Genomic DNA, 21,293 nt, shown 5'->3' on the forward strand with positions numbered 1-21,293 from the left:
GGGGCGGTCCTCGCGGACAATCCGGGTGTGCCACACCAACGGGAGGGAGCCAGCGTGCTCATCGTCAGAAGCGACCCCAGCCGGACCTCGCCCGAACTGAACGGTCTGCGGCCGATCTACGTGGAGGTGGAGCAGGCCGTCGAGGTCGATCCCGCGCAGATCTACGCGGAGGTGGAGGTCAGGGCCGAACCGGCGCGACGCGTGGTGACGATGGCCCGGGACGTGTTCGGCGAAGGCGTGGAGCTGGCGCGCAGTTGCGCGGCGCGGGTGGCCGAAGGGCTGTCGGACCTGGGCGCCGCGGTCCGTCCCGACGAGTTCGAGCTGCAGGTGGCGATCAAGCTGGATTCCGAGGTGGGCGCCGTGGTCGCCAAGGCCGGGGCGGGGGCGCAGCTCCAGGTGACGATGCGGTGGAATCTGCAGGACCGGTGAAGAATCCCCCGGAAGCGGCCATCCTGCCGTACGCGCACGTCGTCGGGCAGGACCCGGTCAAACGGGCGCTGGAGCTGAACTACGTCGCGCCGGGCATCGGCGGCGTCCTGGTGACCGGGCAGCGCGGCACCGCCAAGTCCACGCTCGTGCGCGCCTTCGCCCTCATGATGTACGGCGAGCTGCCCGTGACCCTGCCGATCAACGCCACCGACGACCGGGTGCTGGGCGGCTGGCGGCTCGACCAGCTCATGCGGGGCGAGCCCGTGCAGCAGCCCGGCCTGCTGGAGGAGGCCGACCGCCACGGCATGCTCTACATCGACGAGGTGAACCTCCTGGACGACCACGTGGTGAACCTCATCCTCGACGCCGCCTCCACCGGCGTGCTGACCGTGCAGCGGGAGGCCATCGACGAGCACAAGCCGGTGCGCTTCAACCTCGTCGGCACGATGAACCCGGAGGAGGGCGGACTGCGGCCGCAGCTGCTCGACCGGTTCGGCCTGGCGGTGGAGGTGACGGGCGACCACGACCCGCGCAGGCGGCGCGAGGTGCTCCTGGCGGTCCTGGCCATGGACGAGGCCCGGCACGGAGCCGGTTCCGCCTTCCTGGAGGAGGGCAGGAAGGCCGACCAGCGGCGGCGGGCCGAGCTGCTGGCGGCGCGCGAGCGGCTCTACGACGTCCCCGTTCCCCCTGCCACGGCGCAGCTCTGCGTGGACGTCGCCCTGGAGTTCCAGGCGGCGGGGCACCGGGGCGACGTGGTGATGGCGCTGGCCGCCCGTGCGCTGGCCGCGCTGGAGGGCAGTCCGGAGATCACGGCCGAGCACGTGCTCCAGGCGGCGCCGCCGGCCCTGCGGCACCGGCGCTCGCCGGGGATCTCCGGGAGCGGCGTCCAGTGGAGCGCCGCGGACGAGGAGCAGCTACGGCAGTTCGTCCGCTCGCGCGCGCGGCCGGGATCGGAGCCGGGATGAGCCTGGAGGAGATCGGGGCCGGGATGAGCGCGGCCGGGATGAGCGCGGCCGGGATGAGTCCGGCGGCCCGGCTGGATCGGCTGCTGGCGTGTGCCGCGGTGGAGCCCGCGCTGGACGGCATCCTGCTGCTCGACTGCCCGCCGGAGCGGCTGGCCGGCGCGCGTGAGCGGCTCGAAGACCTGATGGCGGCGGTGACGGGCCGGGCGCCCGCGAGGGTGACGGCCGGGGCGCACGAATCCGAGGACGACCTGTGGCTCGGCATCGCGGCGGGCGCGCGGGACCCGGATCATCTGCTCGTCCCCGGCCCGCTGGCGCCTGAGGACGGCTCGGCGGTGCTGGTGGTCGTACCCGACCTGCCACGGCTGGGCCCGGCCGGGCGGCGGGCCGCGACCGTGCTGCTCGGCGCGCCGGTGGCGGGGCTGGAACGGCACGGCCGGCACCGCTGGTGGCGTCCCGACGTGCGCTGGCTGGCCGGCTGCCCGAGCGACGAGCTGGGCGGCCTGTCGCGGCACCTGCTGGACCGGTTCGTGCTGAAGATCCCGGCCGGGTGGCCGGAGGACGAGCGGGACCGGGTACGGCGCGTGCTCGCCGCCTGCTCCCGCGCCGGCGAGAGGGCCCGAGCCGGCCCCGCACAGGACGTCGGCCGCCCGGTGCCGCTGCCCGGATTCGGTGCTGCGGCGTTGCCTGGGTTCGAGGCTGAGGCGGCTGACCGGGTCGTGCTGCTCCATCGGCCCGAGGCGTCGATGCGGGGACTGCTGGCGCTGGCCCGGCTCGCCCGGGCACTGGCCGTGCTGAAGGGCGTCGCGGCGGTGGGCGTCGAGGAGGTGGACGAGGCCGCCGCGCTGACCGGCCGCACCGTGCCCGCGCACACCCCGAGACCGCCCGCTCCCCCTTCCCCGCCCACGGCGTCTCCCTCTCCCCCTCCCGGGCAGCCGGGACCGCCCGTGCCGCTGCCGGAGGAGCCGTCGGGGGAGATCGTGTCGTGGCCGGTCGCAGGCAGCGGCGAACCGCTCGGGCTGGGCCCGGTGGAGGCGGCGTTCCCCGTGCCGGGCGCGCATGCCGACGAAGGCCCGGGGGCGCGGCAGGAAAGCACGCCGCTCCGCCCGCCGCCGCGCCGGGGCCGGGAGGTACGCGGTCGCGGCGGGGCCGTGGTCGGCGTGGACCGCGCCACCGACCTGCTCGACCTGGCCTGGGTGCCGACGCTGATGCAGGCCGCCATGTTCCAGCCGGTACGGCGGGGCGGGGCGGCCCGCTCCGGTCCCGGGATGATCCTTTCGCCCGCCGACCTGCGCGCCTACCGGCGGATGCCGGGGCCCGACCGGCTGCTCGCGCTGGTGCTCGACCACACCTGCGCCGCCGGCTGGGACCTGGCCGGGCGGCTCACGCCGTACCTGGAATGGGCGTACGCCGCCCGCGCGGCCGCCTGCGTGGTCGAGGTCGGCGGCGCGGGCGCGCCGAGCGAGCTGCGGGCCGAGCGGTACGTCGCGCACAGCGTGCTCGACCCCCGGGTGCCGGCCTCCCTGACCAGGGCGCGCGGGCGGGCGACCCCTCTGGCGCACGGGCTCGAGCTGGCCAGGAACGCCGTCCAGCACGCCCTTCAGCACGGCTGGAGCCCGATGAGCGAGGCGCTGCTCGTCGTGGTGACCGACGGGCTCGGCAACGTGCCGCTGGAGGCGAGCATGGGCGGCGGCGCGGGCGGCCGGTGGGCGGGCGAGGGCGTCCGCGACGCGGTGGAGGTGGCCGCGCGGATCGCGGAGCTGAGCCGGGTGCGGTCGGTGCTGCTGCGCCCGCCGCTCCCGCTCCACCCCGACCTCGCGCAACGGCTGGCGGCCACCCTGGGCGCGAGCATGCCCGGCCCGGACGAGCGGCGGAAGCCGGCAGGTGCGGACGAGCGGTGGGGTGCGCGGTGACGGGCGGCCTGGCGGCGCGGCCCGCGGACTCCTGGCGTGGCGGATCCCTCGGGCGGGACGCGCACGACCCGGCCCGGATGCCGGAGGAGCCCCTGGTGCCGGAGAGCGCCGTCACGCCGGTCGCCGAAACGCTCACGCGGTTCACCGCGGACCCGAGGCGGCGCATGCCGGGCGACACCGCCCGGCTCGACGTGCAGCGGGACGGCGACGGTTTCCTGGTGATGGGCGCCCACCGCGAGATCCTGCTGCCGCGCACCGGCAACCGCCGCTACGGCCGGCCCAAGCTCGGCCTCGGCGCGCTGACCGACGACGGTGACTCCGCCCTCGACCCCCGGGAGATCCGCTACCGCATGCGCGAGTGGTCGCGCACCCACGACGAGATCGGCGACTGGATCAACGAGCTGCGCGGCCACGTGGGAGACGCCGGCCTCGCCCTGGTGATCGTCGACGACACCGGCTTCGAGATCCCGTGGGAGCTGCTGTGGCTGCCGGAGGATCCCGGCGGGGAGCTGCGTCCCGGCTGGATGGGCGCGCTGATCAAGGTGGCCCGGTGGACCACGATCCACCGTGACGGCCGCGACCCGTCGGGCGACGAGCCGGAGGACTGCGCGGGAGAGGTCGTCGCGTTCCTGGGCGCGGGCATGGAGGGCGACTTCGCGGCGCTGTCCAGGTTCACCGAGCGCCCCTACCAGGACCTGCCCGCCTTCCTCGCCCGGCTCAGGAGCGAGCGCGGCGGTCTCGGCCTGGTCTACATGGCCTGCCACGGCCGCTACGGAACCACCACGTCCCGGCTGGAGCTGGGCGGGCTGCGCGTGCGGGATCTGCAGGCGCCGCTGCCCGCCATCCGCGACTCCCACAGCCTGGTCTTCATGAACGCCTGTCACTCCGCCCGCCTCGTCAACGACCTCGACCTGGGCGACAGCATCCTGCGCGGATTCGCGGAAAGCTTCCTGCGCCACGGTGCCGCCGCGGTCATCGGCACGGTCGGCAGGATCGGCACCGCGTACGCGATGAAGACCGCCTGCTCGATCCTGGACGAGCTGGCCGGCGACCAGGATCGGCCGGTGTCGGAGGCGCTGCGCGACCTGCGGGCCAGGATCGACAGCCAGACGCCCGACGAGCCGGAGGATCCGCGCGAGCTGCTGGAGTTCCTGTACGCGTTCATGTACCTGTACTTCGGCAACCCCCACACCCGGCTGCGGCTGCGGGAGCGCGGCCATGACTGAGCCCTCGCTCGTGCTCGAACCGGTGATCAGCTGGCCGAGGGAGGCCCGGCCGGGCCAGACGTATCTCATGACGGTGGACCTGCGGGCCGAGGTGGAGGAGTGGCCGTTCGAGGAGGAGGAGTTCGCCTTCACCTGCCTGCTGGACGCGCGGCCCCTGTTCACCTGCTCCGCGCTCGACGACCCGGTCCTGGTGGTGCACCGGTTCGGCGGCACGTACCGGCCGGTGCGCTATCTGCTCACCGCCGACGCCGCGCTGCCGCCCGACGAGGGGCCGGGCGCGATCTGGGTCACGATCAGCACCCGCTGGGGTGTGCCGGTGCGGACGATCGAGCTGCCGGTGGGACGGCGGCCGGCCGCGGCCCCGGTCCGCCAGGAGATCGTGGTGCCCGTGGAGCGGCCTCCCGGCGACGGCATCGAGGTCTGGCCGGGCGAGCCGTACCCGCTGGGGGCGAGCTGGGACGGCGTGGGCACGAGCTTCGCGCTCTACTCCGAGGTGGCGGAGCGGGTCGAGGTGTGCCTGTTCGACGACGAGCGGCGCGAGACGAGGATCGAGCTGCCGGAGGTGGACGGGTACGTCTGGCACGGCTACCTGCCGGGGATCATGCCGGGTCAGCGGTACGGCTTCCGCGTGCACGGGCCCTACGACCCCGCCTCCGGGGTGCGGTGCAACCCGGCGAAGCTGCTGCTCGACCCGTACGCCAAGGCGGTCGAGGGCGACATCGCCTGGAACGAGGCCCTGTTCTCCTACCACTTCGACGACCCGGGCACGCTCAACACCGGCGACAGCGCCCCGTACATGCCGCGCAGCGTGGTCATCAACCCCTTCTACGAGTGGGGCGCCGACCGGCCGCCACGCACGCCGTACCATCGCACGCTGATCTACGAGGCGCACGTGCGCGGGATGACCATGCTGCACCCCGCGGTGCCGCCCGAGGAGCGCGGCGGCTACACGGCCCTGGCGCACCCCGCCGTGATCGAGCACCTGCTGTCGCTGGGGGTGACCGCGCTGCTGCTGATGCCCGTGCACCAGTTCTTCTCCGAGCACCCGCTGATCGAGCGCGGCCTGGTCAACTACTGGGGTTACAACTCGCTGGCCTACTTCGCGCCGCACAACGCCTACTCCCGCAGCGGGCAGCGGGGGCAGCAGGTCATCGAGTTCAAGGACATGGTCAGGCGCCTGCACGAGGCCGGCATCGAGGTGATCCTCGACGTCGTCTACAACCACACCGCCGAAGGCGACCACCGGGGGCCGACGCTCAGCTTCCGCGGCATCGACAACGCGACCTACTACCTGCTCGACACCGACCGCCGCCGCTACCTCGACTACGCCGGCTGCGGCAACACCTTCAACGCCATCTCCCCGCACGGGCTGCAGCTGGTCATCGACTCGCTCCGGTACTGGGTGCTGGAGATGCACGTGGACGGCTTCCGCTTCGACTCCGCGCCGGCGCTGGCCCGCACGTTCGGCGACTTCGACCGGCTGGCCGCCTTCTTCTCGCTGATGCAGCAGGATCCGATCCTGAGCCAGGTCAAGCTGATCGCCGAGACGTTCGACGTCGGCCCTGGAGGCCGGCAGGTGGGTAACTTCCCGCCGCTGTGGATGGAGGAGAACGCCCTCTACCAGGACACGATGCGCGGCCTGTGGCGGGGCGACGCGGTGACGGTGGCGGAGTTCGCCGCCCGTTTCACCGGCTCGCCCGACCTGTACGGGACGACCGGCCGCCGGCCGCAGGCGTCGGGCAACCTCATCACCCACCACGACGGGTTCACCCTCACCGACCTGGTCTCCTACAACGACAAGCACAACGAGGCCAACGGCGAGGACAACAGGGACGGCACCGACGACAACCGCTCGTGGAACTGCGGCGTGGAAGGCGTGGCCGACGACCCCGCGATCGTCGCCCTGCGCCAGCGCCAGCGCCGCAACCTGCTGGCGACGCTGTTCCTGTCGCAGGGAGTACCGCTCCTGCTGCACGGCGACGAGTTCGGCCGCACCCAGGCGGGCAACAACAACCCCTACTGCCAGGACAACGAGACGACCTGGCTGGACTGGTCGCTCGCCCGGACGAACGGCGAACTGCTGGACTTCGTCCGCCTGCTGTCCGGGCTGCGGCGCGAGCATCCGATCTTCCGGCGCCGCCGCTTCTTCGTCGGCCAGGTCCCCGGGCGCCTCGCGGGCAGCGGGCCGGACCTGGCCTGGTTCGCCCCTTCGGGCGCGGAGCTGAGCCCGCCGGAGCAGCGAACGGCCCTGGCCGAGGCGGTGGCGATCCTGCTGAACGGGCAGGCCATCACCGAGTCCGACGAGCGGGGCCGGCCGATCGTGGACGACACGTTCCTGGTGCTTCTCAACTGCCGGCACGAGCCGGTGACCTTCGTCCTGCCCCGGCCCGGCTGGTGGTGGCGGCCGCTGATCGACACCTTCGCGGAGCGGACGCCCGGCACGGAGGGCCCGGCGCGACCGGGCGGAAGCGCCGTGCCGCTCCAGCCTCGTTCCCTGCACCTGCTGAGGCGGGCGGCCGCTCACCCGGGGCGCAGCGAGTAGGCGATCACCTCGTCGGGCAGCTCGGCGACGCGGGCCAGCTCGCCGGTGGTGATGTTCCAGCCGAGCAGCCTGTCCTTGCTCTCGATGACCACCGTGTCCTGGCTCATCCAGCCGCGCACGGGGCAGCCGCCCTTCCCGCACCGCATGTCGGGAGAGTCGCCCCAGGGCAGCAGCAGCGTCCTGACCACCCGTCCGGTGGCGATCTCGGCCACGACGACGACGTCGGCCTGCCCCGGCCGGCCGGGGGCGGAGGCCGATTGGGCGACGAGGCCGTCACGCTGCCATCCGTGGTTGCCCAGGACGCCCACGGGCATGCCGCCCTTGTCGGTGACGCCCTGGACGTCCAGCCGCACCTCCGACCCGCCCTCCTGAAGGACCGTCCAGCCGCCGGCCGCGGGCGAGACGATCCTGAGGTCGCGGTAGCCCGCCACACCCGCGAAGCCCTTGTACGGCTGCCGCCGCGCCTTCCCGGTGGCCAGGTCGAGCAGGTAGTTCGCCTTCTCCTGTTCGACGAGGAGACGTTCGCCGCGCCAGAGCACCACCTCGTTGAACCCGGGCAGAGGGTAACGCCTGGCCTGGCCGATCACGAGGTCGACGACCACCACCTCGTCCTTCTGCGGGAAGGCGGCCTTCGTCCCGTCGGGGGCCAGCGAGTTGGGCTTCAGCGGCGTCCCGCGGTTGCCGTCGGCGTCCACGGAGTCGGCCGGCTTCACCTCGAGGGGGATGCGGCCACCGGCCTTCATCATGTAGATCCGCCCGTCGCCGAACTCCGCCAGCGCCACGACAGGTCCGGGAGCCCAGCTCACGACGGGGATTTCAGCCCATTTTTCCGGCAGCGCGGCCGCCAGCCCGGGCAACCCCTGCTCGGCGCGGGCCGCGGGCGCCCGGTCCATCGAACGCGTCGCGGGGGCGGGGCGCGTGAGCGTCGCGGGGGCCGGGGGCGTGAGCGTCGCGGCCGGGGTCACCGTGCCGGCGCGCTCGGCCTTCTGCGGGAACACGACGATCCCCGCCGCGACCAGCGCGGCCGTCACGGCCACCGCGGCCACCGCCCACCGGCGGCGGGCACGGCTGCGCGTGCGCAGCCGCCACAGCTCGCCCGCGTGCGACGTCCCCTCCGGCAGGGTCTCGGCCAGGTCCCTGAAGAGCTCCCGCAGCCGCTGGTCCGTCATATCAGCACCTCCTCCAGCTCGGGAGCGACCTCGCGCAACCGCTTCAGCGCCGCGTGCGTCTGGCTCTTCACCGTCCCGGACGAGACTCCGAGGATCGCGGCGACCTCTCCGACGGGCAGGTCCTCGTAGAAGCGCAGCACCAGCACCGCCCGCTGCCTCACCGGCAGCCTGGTCAGCGCGCGGGCGAAGACCACCTTCAGGTCCGAGTCCCCCGAAGTGTCGTGATCCGCGTGGTCGGGCGGCTCCTCGTAGGCGAACTCCCGCCGCCTGCGCCACCTGGACGCCACGTCCCTGTACAAGGTGGTGCGCACATAGCCGGCCGGGTCGGTGTGCACTTTCGGCCAGCGGCGCGCCAGCTTGATCAGGGCATCCTGGAGCACGTCCTCGGCCACGTGCCTGTCGCCGCTGATGAGGATGGCCGCGCGCAGCAGCCGCGGGTGCCAGGCGGCGACGAAGGCTTCGAACGCCGCGGAATCCGTCATATAGAGAAGACGCGCGGGAGGGGGTGAACGGTTGGGTCCGTCCGGAAATCGGGGGTCCGGCGTCAGCCGGTCACCGCGGCGGCGAGGGTGACGACCGCGCTGACGAGGAGCGCCACCAGCAGCACCTTGCGGAAGCGGTCGGCGTCGATGCGCTTGAAGACGGCGTTGCCGGCGTACCAGCCCAGTTGCACGATGGGCAGGCCCACGAGGCCGATCCAGATTGACTGGGTGTTCACCTCGCCGGCCACGGCGAACCCGACCAGGCTGAGCACGCTGGTGCCGGCGAACACCGCGGCGAGCGTGGCGCGGAACCTCTCGGGCTCGTAGCCCATGCCTTGGAAGGCGGCGACCATGGGCGGCCCGTTGGTGCCGGTGGAGGTGGACAGCGCGCCGGAGAGCAGGCCGACTCCCACCAGGACCGGGACGTTGCCGTGCACCTTCACCTGCCGCCACACCATCACCGTGCAGCCCAGGACGCCGACGCCGATCAGCGCGGTGAGCACGCGCTCGGAGGTCACCGCGTACACCCACAGGCCGATGGGCATGCCGACGACGATCCCGGCCATCGCGATCATGGCCACCTTCCACTCGGCGTGGTGACGCTGGCGCACGGCGATCGTGACGGTCATGGCCAGGGCGGACATCGTGGTGGCGACCACCGCGGTGTGGGGGTCGACGGTGAGGGCCAGCAGCGGAGTGGCGACGAGGGCGTATCCGAATCCGGTCACCGCGTGCACCGTTGACGCGAGAAGGATGATCACGGCGGCGGCCAGCAGCGTGGACATCTCTCACACTTTGCCATAGATCTCCTGAAATAGACCAGTATTCTCGGTAAAGCGGATTAGCCACCCATCATGAATTCCTGGCAATTACCATAAATTAGGAGAAAATCACGTGGCTGGTCAGGAGCCTGGGCACTACGTCGTCAGCCCGGCACTCGATGGCGCCCCGGCCGTCGTCTTCGTCCCCGGCCTGGGCGGCAGGACGGCCTTCGTGGACCGGTGGAACGCACCCGGCTGGGAACCCGTCATCCACCGGGCCATCTGGAGCGAGCCGATGCGCGCGGTCCCCATCGACGAGCGCGGCGCGGCGCTCGCCGCCGTCATCGCACGCTCCGGCGCCACGGACGTCGTGCTGGCCGGCCACAGCATGGGCGGGCTGGTCTGCCTGGAGGCGGCCCGGCACCTGGAGGAGCGGCTTCGCGGCGCCGTCCTCATGTGCCAGTACCCGCCGCACCGCACTCCCCTCTCGCCTCTGGCCGAGCTGCCGGACCGGGCGCTGGCCGAGGAGATCGAGGCGCCGCCCCACATCAGGGAGACCGCGGCCCTTCCCGAGTACGCGCGGCTGTGGCGCGCCGAATACCGGCTGCTCAACCGCTATCTGGAGGCGGACCCGCGCCCGACGCTCAAGGCGCCGATCATCGCGGTCGGCGCCACCGGTGACGCCAGCTCCTGGAACGCCGAGTGCCTCGACGACTGGAGCCGGTACACGACCGCGTATCTGACAGTCCACATGATCGGCGGCGGCCACGACGTCGTCGAGCGGCTGCCCCCCGAGACCCTCCGCGCATGGGCCGGGGAACTGCGCGGCTGACCCCGGTCACTCGGTCAGCCGCCGCAGCTCCGCGGTCAGCTCGGCCACGGTCGGATGGTCGAAGATCGCGGCGATGCCGATGTCCACGTCGAATCCCCTGCGGATCTCCTCGACCAGCCCCACCGCGGTGAACGAGTCGCCGCCCAGGTCGAAGAAGTTGTCGTCGGGGCCGAGTGACTCCACGCCGAACTCGGCGCACCACATCTCCGTCAGCCGCGCCGCGAGCGACGCCGCGTCCATCGCCCCATCCATCGCCGCAGCCGGTGCCGCACCCGTCGCCGTAGCCACCACCACATCCGGCGCCGGATCCACCGCCGCATCCATCGCCTCACCCGACGCTTCATCCGCCGCCTCGTCCGCCGCCTCGTCCGTCGCCGAATCGGGCGTGCCCGGCCGCTCGCCGCCGGCGGCGTCCGGCACGTTCTCGAGGTTCCTGAGGACCGCGTCCTCCCCCGCCACGGTGATCGCCACCTGCCGGGGGCCGAGCCCGCCCAGGACGCGCAGCAACATGCTCACCCCGGTCGCGGAGGTGATCCCGCCGCGCTCGGTACGGCCGGCGTCGGAGGCGACCATGGACTCGTCCACGCGCCGCATGGTGAAGCCCCTGACCTCGACGGCGACCTCACCCGTGGCCGTCAGCACGTCGACGTCGGCCACGATCGTGTCCGGAGCGCTCGGGCGACGGCGGATGCGGCTGTAGGCGCGGGCCGGGATCGGCCGGTGCACCACGATCGACTGGTAGGCGAAGGGCGCGTGCGGCGGCTCGTGGTCGGGGTCGCGCGCCAGTGACACCGCCGCGTCCAGGAGGGTGGGGTGCAGGGCATGCTCGCCGAGCTCGGGTCCGAACGCCTCGGGAAAGGTGAGTACGGCGAGCCGCGTGCCGCCGTCCTCCCCGGAGCCCCAGAGCTCCTCCTGCGGCCACCGCGGGCCGACGGTGAACAGCCGGTTGCCGGGATCGTTGACGGGCACCCGCCGCTCGGGCAGCGACGCGCGCAGCGCGTCCAGGTCCACGTGCACGGCCCTGGCCTCCACCAGCCGGATCTCACCCGTCGTGTGGACACGATGGTCCCCGGAGGCGCCGGGCGGCGCGGTCCGTACGGTGAACCGCCAGAGGTCCCCGTGCGGCTCGAACCCGACCTCGAGCGACACCGGCTCCGGCGCGGTGATCGGCTGCCGGAAGATCATGTGACGCAGGTGCGCGGAGCGGCCGTCCGGGTGGCCGATCGCCTCGCGGAAGGCCCGCAGGACGAAGTCGACCTGGGCGGTGCCCGGCAGCACCGGCACGCCGTCCAGGCGGTGTTCGTCCAGGATCGGGTAGTTCTCCGCCGACAGCGGGGCCGACCACCGCCGCTCGTCCGTCCCCGGACCCGGCGGCCGCCCCTGGCGGGCGGCCATGCCGGCCTCGGCCCAGGACGGCCAGTTGACGGTCGTCGAGACGCAGCCCGCCAAGGGCTGCGCGCGGACCACGGCGTCGAGGAAGGCGTTCGCCGCGGCGTAGTCGGCGCCGCCCGCCAGGCCCCTGAGCGCCGCCCGGCTGGAGAAGGCCACGAAGAAGTCGAGATCCCGGCCCCGCAGCACCTCGACCAGGGCCAACGTGCCGTGGACCTTCGGCGCGAGCGTCGCCGACAGCTGCTCCCGCGTCCGGAACCGGAGCATGCCTCCACCCGCCACGCCGGCGAGGTGGAACACCCCGTCGACGGCCCCGAAGGAGCCGATCGCGCGCCGCAGCGCGGCCACGTCGGTCACGTCGCACGCCTCGGCGTGGCACTCGGCGCCGAGCGCCCCGAGCTCGCGAAGCGCGGCATCGTGCCGGTCCGCCACGTGCCGCCCCAGCAGCAGCAACCGCGGTCGCAGGCCGGTCTCCGCCAGGCCACGGGCCACGGCCAGGCCGAGGCCGCCGAGCCCGCCGGTGATGACGTAGGCGCCCCCGCGTCGCAGGCCGGGCCGACCCGCGCCGCCGGCGATCCGATCCCGCCCGCCGGCGATCCGATCCCGCCCGCCGGCGATCCGATCCCGCCCGCCGGCGATCCGATCCCGCCCGCCGGCGATCCGTTCCCGCTCGCCGGGAGCCCACTCCCGCTCGCCGGGGACCCAGCGCCGATCGCCCCGCAGGGCCACGATCCCCGATCGTGCGCGCAGCTCCGCGAGCAGCCGATCGCCGGTGACGCCGCTCCCGACGTCGACGAGCTTGCATCCGGTGCGGGGGCTCTCGAGCATGTGGCTGCGCAGGAGTCCGAGCAGCATGGCCCGCACCGGGTGCACGGTCTCGCCGCCCGTCACGTCCACGGCCCGTTCGGTGACGACCAGGAGGCCGCGGCCGCGGCCGTCGGGTGCCCGCCGCGCCGTTTCCCGCACCAGCTCGACGATCCGGTGGAAACCGGCGTCGAGCTGGCCGTCGATGGTGCTCAGACTGGGTTCGGCCAGGTCGCCGAGCTGGGTGGCGTCGACGATGAGCTCCGGGTAGCGCCGCGTGTCGCGCAGTTCCTCGAGCAGGCGGACGACGTCCTCCGAGCGCCGGGGCCGGATCACGAAATCACCGGATTTTTCGGTATACGCGGGGCCGTGCCGTACCAGCACCGCGTCCCACCCGGCCCCGTCGAGCAGGACGGCCAGTTCGCCGGCGCGCTCCGCGTCGCCGGGCAGGAAGACCAGGGATCGCACACCGGGGTCGCGGTGCCCGGCGGGTGCGGCCTCCACCCACGTGGGCAGCCGGAACACCGCCCGGCGGGCCGGCGCCTCGCGGGCGGGCGGCGGCGTCTGCTCGATCCAGTGCCGCGCACGCTCATACGGGTAACCCGGCAGCGGCAGGCGTTCCCGGGAACCCGGCGACGGCCAGTTCACCTCCGCGCCCAGGGTCCACAGCCGGGCCAGGGCATGAAGGAACGAGGCGCGTTCTGTGGCGCCCTTGGACGGCCCGGCCGGGAGCGTCGCCACCACCAGGTGGCGCTTGGCGCGTACCTGGGGATGGGCGCGGGCCAGGGTGGTGAGCGTGCGGCCGGGACCCGCCTCCACCAGCACGCGGTCGCCGCCGGACAGCACGGCCTCGAGCGCCTGCTCGGCCAGGACGGGCCGGGTGGCCTGCCGGAGCCAGAAGTCCACGTTTTCCACCGGCGCCGGGCCGCCCGCGGACGCGGCGTAAACCGGCCACCGGGGGGCGCGCGGCTCGATGCCGTCGAAGGCCGCCCGGAACCGCTCCATCGCCTCGGGGGTGTGCAGGACGTGCCGCGACCTGAGCCGGGACGCGGCGAGCCCCGCCCCGGCCAGGACCTCGTCCACGAAGCGGCGCACGTCGGCCGCCGATCCGCCGACGACCGTCCGCCGGTCGCCGTCCACCAGGGCGACGCCGAGGCTCCCGGACAGCAGCGGCGCCACGGTCTCCACGCCGGCCGCGACCGCCACCTGCGCGCCTCGGGGTGACATGGCCAGGGCGCGGGACCTGGCGACGACCAGCCGCACCGCTTCGGGGAGCGTGAACACCCCGGCGAGCGCGGCGGCCGCGAACTCCCCGATGCCGTGGCCGAGCGCGGCGTCCGGCTCGACGCCCAGCGCCTGCCACAGCCGCCCCAGCGCGTACTCGACGCCGAAGAGCGAGGTGTCGTCCGCCGCCTGCTCCCAGGTCTGCCGCTGCGGCAGGCCGTACTCCTCGAAGAGATCGAGGCATTCGCCGAGCGCCGCACCGAACTCCCGCTCGGTACGGTGGAGCTCGGCCGCCATGCGCGCGTGCTGCGCCCCGTCTCCCGGGAACAGGAACACGGTGCTCCGTTCCGCCTGGTCCTCCGGGGTGACGACGCGCCGCGCGGGGTCGAGGACGGCGGCGGCCGCGTCGGGCACGCTCTCGGCCACGACGGCGCCGCGCACCGGGTACGGCGTGCGGCCGGTTTGCAGGGTGAAGGCGACGCTCGCCAGCGGGTCCGCGCTGTCGCCGAAGGATCGGGCGAGGCGCTCCGGGTAGGCGGCGGCCGCGGCGGGCGTGCGTGCCGACCACACGATGAGCTGCGGGGAGTCCGCGGCCGGGACGGGCGCGCGAATCGGCGCCTCCTCGAGAATCGCGTGCGCGTTCGTACCGCCGATGCCGAAGGAGCTGACGCCCGCCAGGCGCCGGTGACCGGCCGAGCGCGGCCAGGGCCGCAGCGTGTCGTTGACGAAGAACGGAGAGTCCTCGAGGCCGAGGAGCGGGTTCACCCGCTCGAGGTTGATGCTCGCGGGGATCTGCTCATGCTGCAGCGCCAGCGCGGCCTTGATCAGCGAGGTGATGCCCGCCGCGTGGCCCAGGTGCCCCACGTTCCCCTTGACCGACCCGATGGGGCGCCGCCCGGCAACCGTCCCGAACGCCTTCTTCAGCGCCGCGATCTCGATGGCGTCACCCAGCCGGGTCGCGGTGGCGTGCGCCTCCAGGTACCCGATGTCCCCGGGGCCGACGCCCGCGGCCTCCATGGCCCGCAGCACGACCTCCGCCTGCCGGTCGGCACTGGGCGCGGCGAAGCCGACCTTGTTCGCGCCGTCGTTGTTGACCGCCACGGCCCGGATCACCGCGGAGATCCGGTCGCCGCCGGCCAGGGCGTCGGCCAGGCGCTTGAGCACCACGACGCCGGCGCCGCTGCCGAAGATCGTACCGCTGGCCGCCGCGTCGAAGGGCCGGCAGTGCCCGTCCCGGCTCAGCGGGCCGTCCTGGGCCCACCGGTACCCGTGACCGACGGGGAACTCGACGTCGGCGCCGCCGGCCAGGGCGACGTCGCACTCGTGCAGCCGCAGCGCGTTCACGGCGAGATGCACGGCCACGAGCGAGCTCGAACACGCGGTCTGCACGGTCATGCTGGGGCCGTGCAGGTTCAGCTTGTACGAGACCAGCGTGGAGGCGCTGTCGGGGTTGTTCCACATGCCGGCCGCCATGCCGGTGGCGCTGCGGAGCGCCGCCACGTTGCCGAGGACGCGGCCGATCCCGTAGCGGTTCGCGGCGACCGACGAGAACACGCCCGCCCTGCCGAGCCGCAGGGCGTCGTAGCCGGCGTTCTCGACGGCGGCGTGCGCCGTCTCCAGGTACAGCCGCAGCTGCGGGTCGCACACCTCGGCCTCGCGCCGGGTCAGGCCGAAGAACCCGGCGTCGAACAGGTCGAGGCCCTCCGGCTCCGCCACCGCCCGGACGTAGGCCGGGTCGTCCAGGACCTCCCGCGGCACGCCCCTCGAGCGGAGCTCGTCGCCGGACGGGAAGCGCACCGCCTCCCGCCCGGCCACCAGGTTCCGCCAGAGCTGCCGGGTATCGGCCGCGGCGGGGAACCGGCCGGCCATCCCGATGATCGCGATCGGCTCAACGAGGTTGCCCATCGAGGTTCTCCCGCAGGTAGTCGGCAAAGGCGTTCAAGGTGGGGTATTGAAAGACCAGCAGCGGGGAGATCTCGGCGCCGAGGCGGACGGAGACGTCCGCGACGAACCGCATGAGGGACATCGAGGTGAAGCCGGCCTCGAAGAAGCCGCCGTCCGGGTCGATCCGGTCCCGGCCGAGCGCGGACCGCGCGCTCTCGCGCAGCACCTCCCGCAGCGTCGCCACCCGGACCTCGGCCCGTGCGTCATGAACCTCGATTCTCGCCGCCCGGACCTCGGGCAAAGCGGCACTGACCTCGATGCCCGCCGCCTGAACCTCGATGCTCTCCGCCCCGCCCTCGGGCAAGGCGTCGCACACCTCGATGCTCGCGGGCATGACCGCCGGATCCAGATGGTCGCGCAGCACCCGGCGCAGCTCATCGACGTCCACCTCAGCCGCGGGGCTCCGTACGACGCTCAGGCGCACGGCGCCGACGCCTCCGGCGTCCTCGGCGAACGTCGCCACCGCCGCGACGACCCCTTCGGCCTTGGCGGCCACGCACTCGATCTCGTCCAGCTCCACCCGCGCGCCGTTGACCTGGACCTGCCGGTCCGCCCGCCTGACGAAGCACATCGAGCCGTCCGGCAGCAGCCGCACGACGTCACCGGTGTCGTACCAGCGCCGGCCGTTGTGCCCGGGCGCCAGCAGCGGGGTCCCGTCGGTGTAGCCGAGCGCGCAGGCGGCGGCCTCCACGTGGAGGCGGCCTTCGGGCTCTCCAGCGGGAACGATCTTGACGAGGGCATGGCCGAGCGCGCGTCCGATGGGTATCGGGTCCTCGCCGGCGGCCCCCGCGCCGGGCGGCATCCGGTGCATGCACACGACCTGCGGAGTCTCCGACGCGCCGTAGCAGTTGACGACGGTGGCCCGCGGGGCGAACCGGGTCGTCTCCCGCAGCGCCGCGGCCGTGAGCCGGGCCCCCGCCGAGCAGACCAGCCGCAGGCTGTGCAGTGGCCGCCGCGACGCGCCCGCCACGAGCTGCAGCAGGACCGGCGACCCCTGGAGCACGGTGATGGCGTGCTCGGCGAGCCAGTCCGCCGTCAGCCGGGGGTCCGCGGCCGTGCCGCCGCCGGGGATGAACAACGTCGCGCCCGTGACCCAGGGCGCGATCAGCTCCCGCAGGCTCGGATCGTGGCCGGGCCTGCTGAGGAAGGCGACCCGATCGGCCGCGTCCATGGGCAGTTCCGCGAAGAACGCCAGGCTGGCGGCCTCGAAGGCGGCTCGCCCGACGACGATCCCCTTGGGCCTGCCGGTCGTGCCGGAGGTGAAGAGGACATGACTGACGTCCGCCATGCCCTCGCCGCGCGGGCCGCCGTCCTCGCCGGTGTCCAGCGGTTCCAGGCCGTCGGGCCCGAAGACCGCAGCCGCGCCGGCGGCCGTCAGCGCGCTCCGCACCCGCTCTGGGCCCCAGTCCCCCAGGATCGCCGGGACGGCGCCCGCGCCCCAGACCCCGGCGATCCGTGCGACGAACTCGGCGCTGCGCCGGGCCGGCACGCCCACCACACGGTGCTTCAGGCGATGCCTCCGGACCGCCCCGCCGGCTTCCTCACCGAGCGCGGCGACCTCACCGAAGGTGATCTCACGATCCTCGTCAACCAGGGCGATCCCGTCCGGGTGACGAGGCACCCGCCCGAGAAGTCCAGGGTTCACGCCTACCTCCCTCGTTCACAACAGCTCGTCCCACACCGGGTGGAAGTACCCGGGGTGCGCGCTGCGGAGCCGGCGCCAGTGCTCCTCGTGGTTCTCCGCGGGCGAGACGCCGATCCGGCCGTCCGTGCGCTCTCCGGCCGCCCACGCCAGGTGCACCAGCGGGAGCACGGCCGAACCCCGCCGGGCCTTGCCCATCTCCGCCCCTGCGCCGGTGACGACTGTCGCCAGCCCCGCGGCGTAGGCGTACTTGACAGGTTCGTAGATGGCCGCGTTGAAGTAGACGAACGCGTCCGGCCCTTCCTCGCCGGGGCGGCCGAAGTCCGTCACGTACAGCCGGTCGTGCCAGCGGCACATCACCCCGGCGCCGGCGACCCGCCCCTGCGCCCGGCACAGCACCGCCATCGACGCCCCGTCTCCCAGCGCGGACGCGTACACCGAGAGCCGCCGCGCGACCGTGTCCACGCTGTACGGCACGCCGTGCCCGGCCCGCACGTTCACGATCATCGGCGCGACGGTCGCGATGGCTTCGCGCAGCGGGACGATCTCGGTCCGGCAGGCCCTGGCGAAAACCCCCGTCTCCCTGCGGACGCCGGTGCGGGTGTTCCGCGGCAGCGTCGCCAGGTAGTCCTCGAAGCCCGCGCCGGGGAGCTCCAGCTCGGTCTGCGCCACACCGGCCAGCCGACGGTGGTCGCCGCCGCCCGCGACCGGGGCGAGGTCCCGCCACGCGCGGGCGTCGAGGAACAACAAGAAGGTGTACGGCAGGCCGCGCTCGGCCGCCACCTCACCGGCGGCGTCCCGGAGCGCCCTCAGCACCGCCGCCCTGGCCGGACCCGGCAGGCCGCGGTCCACGACGAGCCGCGTGCCGAATCCCGCGCAGGAACCGGCCAGCAGTCCCAGCCGGCCGCCCCGCGGGTTCGCGGCAGGCAGGAGATCGCGGAAGTGGAGCTCCGGCCAGCTCAGGTAGTCGCCACGGCTGGGGGGCGCGTCGAACAGGGGCAGGGCGCCGAGGATGCGCGCCTGCCCGGGGCGGCGGGCGATCAGGTACGTGACCGGCCCGTCCCCGGAGCGCTCGAGGGCCGTCAGCCACGCGTGGCTCTGGAACAGGTCCTGCGGATCGGCGACGTCCTCCCACCCGTGCACGGAAATCTCGCCCAGCGAGCGGACCCGCTCGACCGTCACGAGCTCGGGCGGCACCTCCGGCAGGCTCTGGTGCGTCATCGGGGCACGTCAGTCACGGGATCCGCCGGCCCCGTGATGGAGCCAGTCGAGCAGGTCCGGCTCCGCGAGCCCGGCCGTCCGGCGGTCGTAGTGCGCCCGGTCCTCATCGGTGAGGAACCGCCGCCATTCGCCCGTCCCGCCGCTGCGGAAGAAACGTTCGCGATCGCGGATGTAGCCCAGCTGCTCGTCCGGCGCCAGGTCGGTCGCCCGTTTGCGCATCTGCTGGAAGGTGGCCGCCTCGACCAGTTCCGGCCACCTGCTCTCGTCGATCTCGACGCCCAGCCGTACGGCGAGACGGCGCATCTGGCCGGCGAGGTCGGCGGAGAGGTCGGCGTAGTGCAGCAGGACGACGTTCGGCTCCGCGCGGCGCAGCCAGGCGCGGCTCTGCGTCCAGATCAGCGCCCGCAGCGAGTCGAGGTTGACGTGGGGGGAGTCGTCGTTGTCCACCCACCGTAACAAGTACGTGCGTTCGTCGAGGAGATCACGCTCGTCGTGGCCGTCGATCGGCGGATCGGCCGTCCCGCCGCCGGGGCCCGCGGCCTGGTGGATCAGCCGGCGAATCACCTCACGCTTGAGGTTCTTGCCGTGGCTGCGCAGGGAGATGGCCACATCGCGCGGGTCCCGGCCCACGGTGATGTAGGTGACCCGCGGGTCGGCCGGAATGCCGTCGAGCGGAATGTGGGTTTTGATGAAACGGCGGTGCCGCTGCGCGGCCAGCCGCTCCCAGACCTCCTGTTTCGGCCGCACGAGCATGTCGATCCAGGGTGAGAGGCTCGACAGCGGGCCGGGTAACCGGGGCGTCTGGAAGATCAGGAGCGCGCAGATCATCTGGGTCCAGGTGGTGCCGCACTTCGCCGGCGAATTGATGACAATGTCGCCCGGCCGGAATTCGAACCCGTCCCACCGGGAGCTGTCCTCCATCGGCGTGAGGTAACGGGCCAGATGCGTCGTCATCAACGTGATTTTAATCACCCTCCCCCAATAACGGAAGAGAGGTATTTATCCTATGATTTAGCAATATTCCTGATCTGGTGGATAGGGAATGCACATTGTCGGATAACTCCCCGAAAGGGATATTTGTCAGCACAATGCACTGTTTATCGAGGCATTTGCGATTGGCAAGACACTCCCCGCGTGGCGGCCAGGTGGCCGGTCAGCCTTGGTGGCGGGCCTCGCCCAGCGGGATGGCCAGCCCGGCCTTGACCGTGTCGAACACCATCAGCGTCTCGTAGCGCTTGACGTTGTCGTCGTCCTTGAACAGCCGGTTCCCCAGCAGGCCGCATTCGTGCACGCTGGCCGCCGACAGGATGACCACGTAGTCGTACGGCCCGGCGACGCTGTAGCACTGCTGGACCTGCGGCGTCCGGTGCATCTTCTCGGCGAAGGCCGCGTGCTGCCCGACCGTTTCATGCAGCAGCGTGACCAGGACCGTGGCGAGGACCACGGCGCCCAGCCGGCGCGGGTCGAGCACGGCGACCTCCCTGGCGATCACTCCGTCGGCACGGTAACGGGCGATGCGGCGCTGCACCGCGCTCGGTGACAGGCCCACCAGCTCGCCGAGCTCGAACAGGGTCCGGCCGGCGTCGTGCTGGAGCAGGTCGAGCAGGCGGTTGTCGATGTCGTCCACGCGAAAATATTGCGCCATCGCGCGAAATTTCACCATCGCTTCGATCGGCTGCCCGGCTAGCGTGGCGCGACAGAACCCCTGATGAAAGGCACCGCACGCCATGGACCTCGACCTGACCCGCATCGAGCGGGCCGCCCGGCAGATCGACCCGGTGTTCCTTGGCACCCCTCAGTACGTCGAGGAGCAGCTGGACCCCCGCGTGACGGTGAAACTGGAGACCGCCAACCCCGTGCGCAGCTTCAAGGGCAGGGGCGCCGACCTGATGCTGAGCACCCTGAACCCGGGCGCCCGGGTCATCTGCGCCTCGTCGGGCAACTTCGGGCAGGCGGTCGCGTACGCGGGCCGGGCCCGGGGCATGCGGGTCGAGGTGTTCGTGCCCGAGCACGTCAACCCCGGCAAGCGGGCCAGGATGGAGTCGTTCGGCGCGCGGCTCATCCCGGCCGGCCGCGACAGCTCGGCCGCCCGCGCCGCCGCGGCCGCCTACGCCGCGCAGCCTGAGCAGGCCGGCGCCGTCTTCATCTCCGACGGGCTCCAGCCCGAGATCGCGGAGGGGGCGGGCACGATCGGCATGGAACTGACCGCAGGGGACGTCTTCGACACGATCGTGCTGCCCGTCGGCGACGGGGCGCTCATCACCGGCGTGGCCCGCTGGGTCAAGGCGACGGCGCCCGGCACCCGCATCGTGGGCGTGAACGCCGCCGGGGCGCCGTCGATGCAGCTCAGCCTGCGGGCCGGCCACGCGGTGGCCATCGAGCGGGCCGACACCTTCGCCGACGGCATCGCCATCTCCAGCCCGATCGAGGAGTCCGTACGGCGGGCGATGGCGCTCGTCGACGAGATGGTCCTGGTGACGGACGAGGCGATCGCCGACGCCATGGAGCGGGCCGCGCGGACGATCGGCGTGCTGCTGGAGCCCGCCGGCGCGGCCGGGCTGGCGGCCATCGCCACGGGCCAGGCCGGCGGCGAACGGATCGCGACCGTGCTGACCGGCGCGAACCCCCGGCCCGAGCAGCTCGCCGACCTCGCCGCCAGGCTCGGGCGGTGACCACCCCCGATGGCCGCGGGCCGCGAGGAGAGCAACCCGCGACGGGAGCGGGCCACGACGGAAGCGGCGCGATGGGACAAG

The 21,293-nt window shown here is 73.3% G+C and carries 15 protein-coding genes; 7 read left to right on the forward strand and 8 right to left on the reverse strand.

The genetic code is table 11. The features are described from left to right. The first annotated feature begins 54 nt into the window (after window positions 1-54). From FVE25_RS41130 to glgX, 5 genes are read left to right on the forward strand one after another with little or no spacing between them, the layout of a single operon-like run. Window positions 55-429 carry a CU044_2847 family protein gene (locus FVE25_RS41130; protein ID WP_157252916.1) on the forward strand — a complete coding sequence of 125 codons (375 nt, stop codon included), beginning with the start codon at window positions 55-57 and terminating at the stop codon, window positions 427-429. Next, a complete protein-coding gene (locus tag FVE25_RS41135; RefSeq protein WP_157252917.1) occupies window positions 426-1,394 on the forward strand; it encodes an AAA family ATPase in 969 nt (322 codons plus the stop codon). Before FVE25_RS41130 ends, FVE25_RS41135 begins: the two co-directional genes overlap by 4 nt. Next, window positions 1,391-3,304, forward strand: coding sequence for a vWA domain-containing protein (locus FVE25_RS41140; RefSeq protein ID WP_157252918.1), 1,914 nt, complete (start codon window positions 1,391-1,393; stop codon window positions 3,302-3,304). The genes FVE25_RS41135 and FVE25_RS41140 overlap by 4 nt, the downstream gene beginning before the upstream one ends. After that, window positions 3,301-4,530 (forward strand): CHAT domain-containing protein, encoded by a 1,230-nt coding sequence (locus tag FVE25_RS41145; RefSeq protein ID WP_157252919.1) that lies wholly within the window; start codon window positions 3,301-3,303, stop codon window positions 4,528-4,530. Before FVE25_RS41140 ends, FVE25_RS41145 begins: the two co-directional genes overlap by 4 nt. Then, window positions 4,523-7,072, forward strand: a complete 2,550-nt coding sequence (glgX, locus tag FVE25_RS41150) for a glycogen debranching protein GlgX (protein WP_246268235.1) — start codon at window positions 4,523-4,525, stop codon at window positions 7,070-7,072. The genes FVE25_RS41145 and glgX overlap by 8 nt, the downstream gene beginning before the upstream one ends. Here glgX and FVE25_RS41155 read toward each other — a convergent pair. The 3 genes from FVE25_RS41155 to FVE25_RS41165 form a co-directional block, all read right to left on the reverse strand. Continuing rightward, window positions 7,051-8,241, reverse strand: coding sequence for a hypothetical protein (locus FVE25_RS41155; RefSeq protein WP_157252920.1), 1,191 nt, complete (start codon window positions 8,239-8,241; stop codon window positions 7,051-7,053). The genes glgX and FVE25_RS41155 overlap by 22 nt on opposite strands. Further along, window positions 8,238-8,723, reverse strand: a complete 486-nt coding sequence (locus FVE25_RS41160) for a SigE family RNA polymerase sigma factor (RefSeq protein WP_157252921.1) — start codon at window positions 8,721-8,723, stop codon at window positions 8,238-8,240. The genes FVE25_RS41155 and FVE25_RS41160 overlap by 4 nt, the downstream gene beginning before the upstream one ends. Before the next feature lie 62 nt (window positions 8,724-8,785). Then, entirely contained in the window at window positions 8,786-9,508 is a 723-nt protein-coding gene (locus tag FVE25_RS41165; protein ID WP_157252922.1) for a sulfite exporter TauE/SafE family protein, read from the reverse strand. A 109-nt stretch (window positions 9,509-9,617) separates the two neighbouring features. Between FVE25_RS41165 and FVE25_RS41170 the strand changes: the two genes are divergently transcribed. After that, on the forward strand, window positions 9,618-10,316 hold the full coding sequence (locus FVE25_RS41170) for an alpha/beta fold hydrolase (protein ID WP_157252923.1): 699 nt from the start codon (window positions 9,618-9,620) through the stop codon (window positions 10,314-10,316). Between the two features lie 6 nt (window positions 10,317-10,322). Here FVE25_RS41170 and FVE25_RS41175 read toward each other — a convergent pair whose 3' ends face one another. The 5 genes from FVE25_RS41175 to FVE25_RS41195 form a co-directional block, all read right to left on the reverse strand. Continuing rightward, window positions 10,323-15,638, reverse strand: a complete 5,316-nt coding sequence (locus FVE25_RS41175; RefSeq protein WP_157252924.1) for a type I polyketide synthase — start codon at window positions 15,636-15,638, stop codon at window positions 10,323-10,325. After that, window positions 15,622-17,322, reverse strand: a complete 1,701-nt coding sequence (locus FVE25_RS41180) for an AMP-binding protein (RefSeq protein ID WP_157252925.1) — start codon at window positions 17,320-17,322, stop codon at window positions 15,622-15,624. Before FVE25_RS41180 ends, FVE25_RS41175 begins: the two co-directional genes overlap by 17 nt. 15 nt (window positions 17,323-17,337) lie before the next feature. Then, a complete protein-coding gene (locus FVE25_RS41185; RefSeq protein WP_157252926.1) occupies window positions 17,338-18,540 on the reverse strand; it encodes a peptidogalycan biosysnthesis protein in 1,203 nt (400 codons plus the stop codon). Between the two features lie 9 nt (window positions 18,541-18,549). Beyond that, entirely contained in the window at window positions 18,550-19,494 is a 945-nt protein-coding gene (locus FVE25_RS41190) for a sulfotransferase domain-containing protein (RefSeq protein WP_157252927.1), read from the reverse strand. A gap of 199 nt (window positions 19,495-19,693) precedes the next feature. Beyond that, entirely contained in the window at window positions 19,694-20,167 is a 474-nt protein-coding gene (locus FVE25_RS41195; RefSeq protein ID WP_246268237.1) for an Lrp/AsnC family transcriptional regulator, read from the reverse strand. Window positions 20,168-20,267: 100 nt separating this feature from the next. Here FVE25_RS41195 and FVE25_RS41200 point away from each other — a divergent pair, with 100 nt between their 5' ends. Continuing rightward, window positions 20,268-21,212: a threonine ammonia-lyase gene (locus tag FVE25_RS41200; RefSeq protein WP_157252929.1), complete on the forward strand. Its 945-nt coding sequence runs from the start codon at window positions 20,268-20,270 to the stop codon at window positions 21,210-21,212. Window positions 21,213-21,293: the final 81 nt, after the last annotated feature.

Origin of the sequence: Nonomuraea typhae (assembly GCF_009760925.1) — a bacterium.
GTDB classification, from domain to species: domain Bacteria; phylum Actinomycetota; class Actinomycetes; order Streptosporangiales; family Streptosporangiaceae; genus Nonomuraea; species Nonomuraea typhae.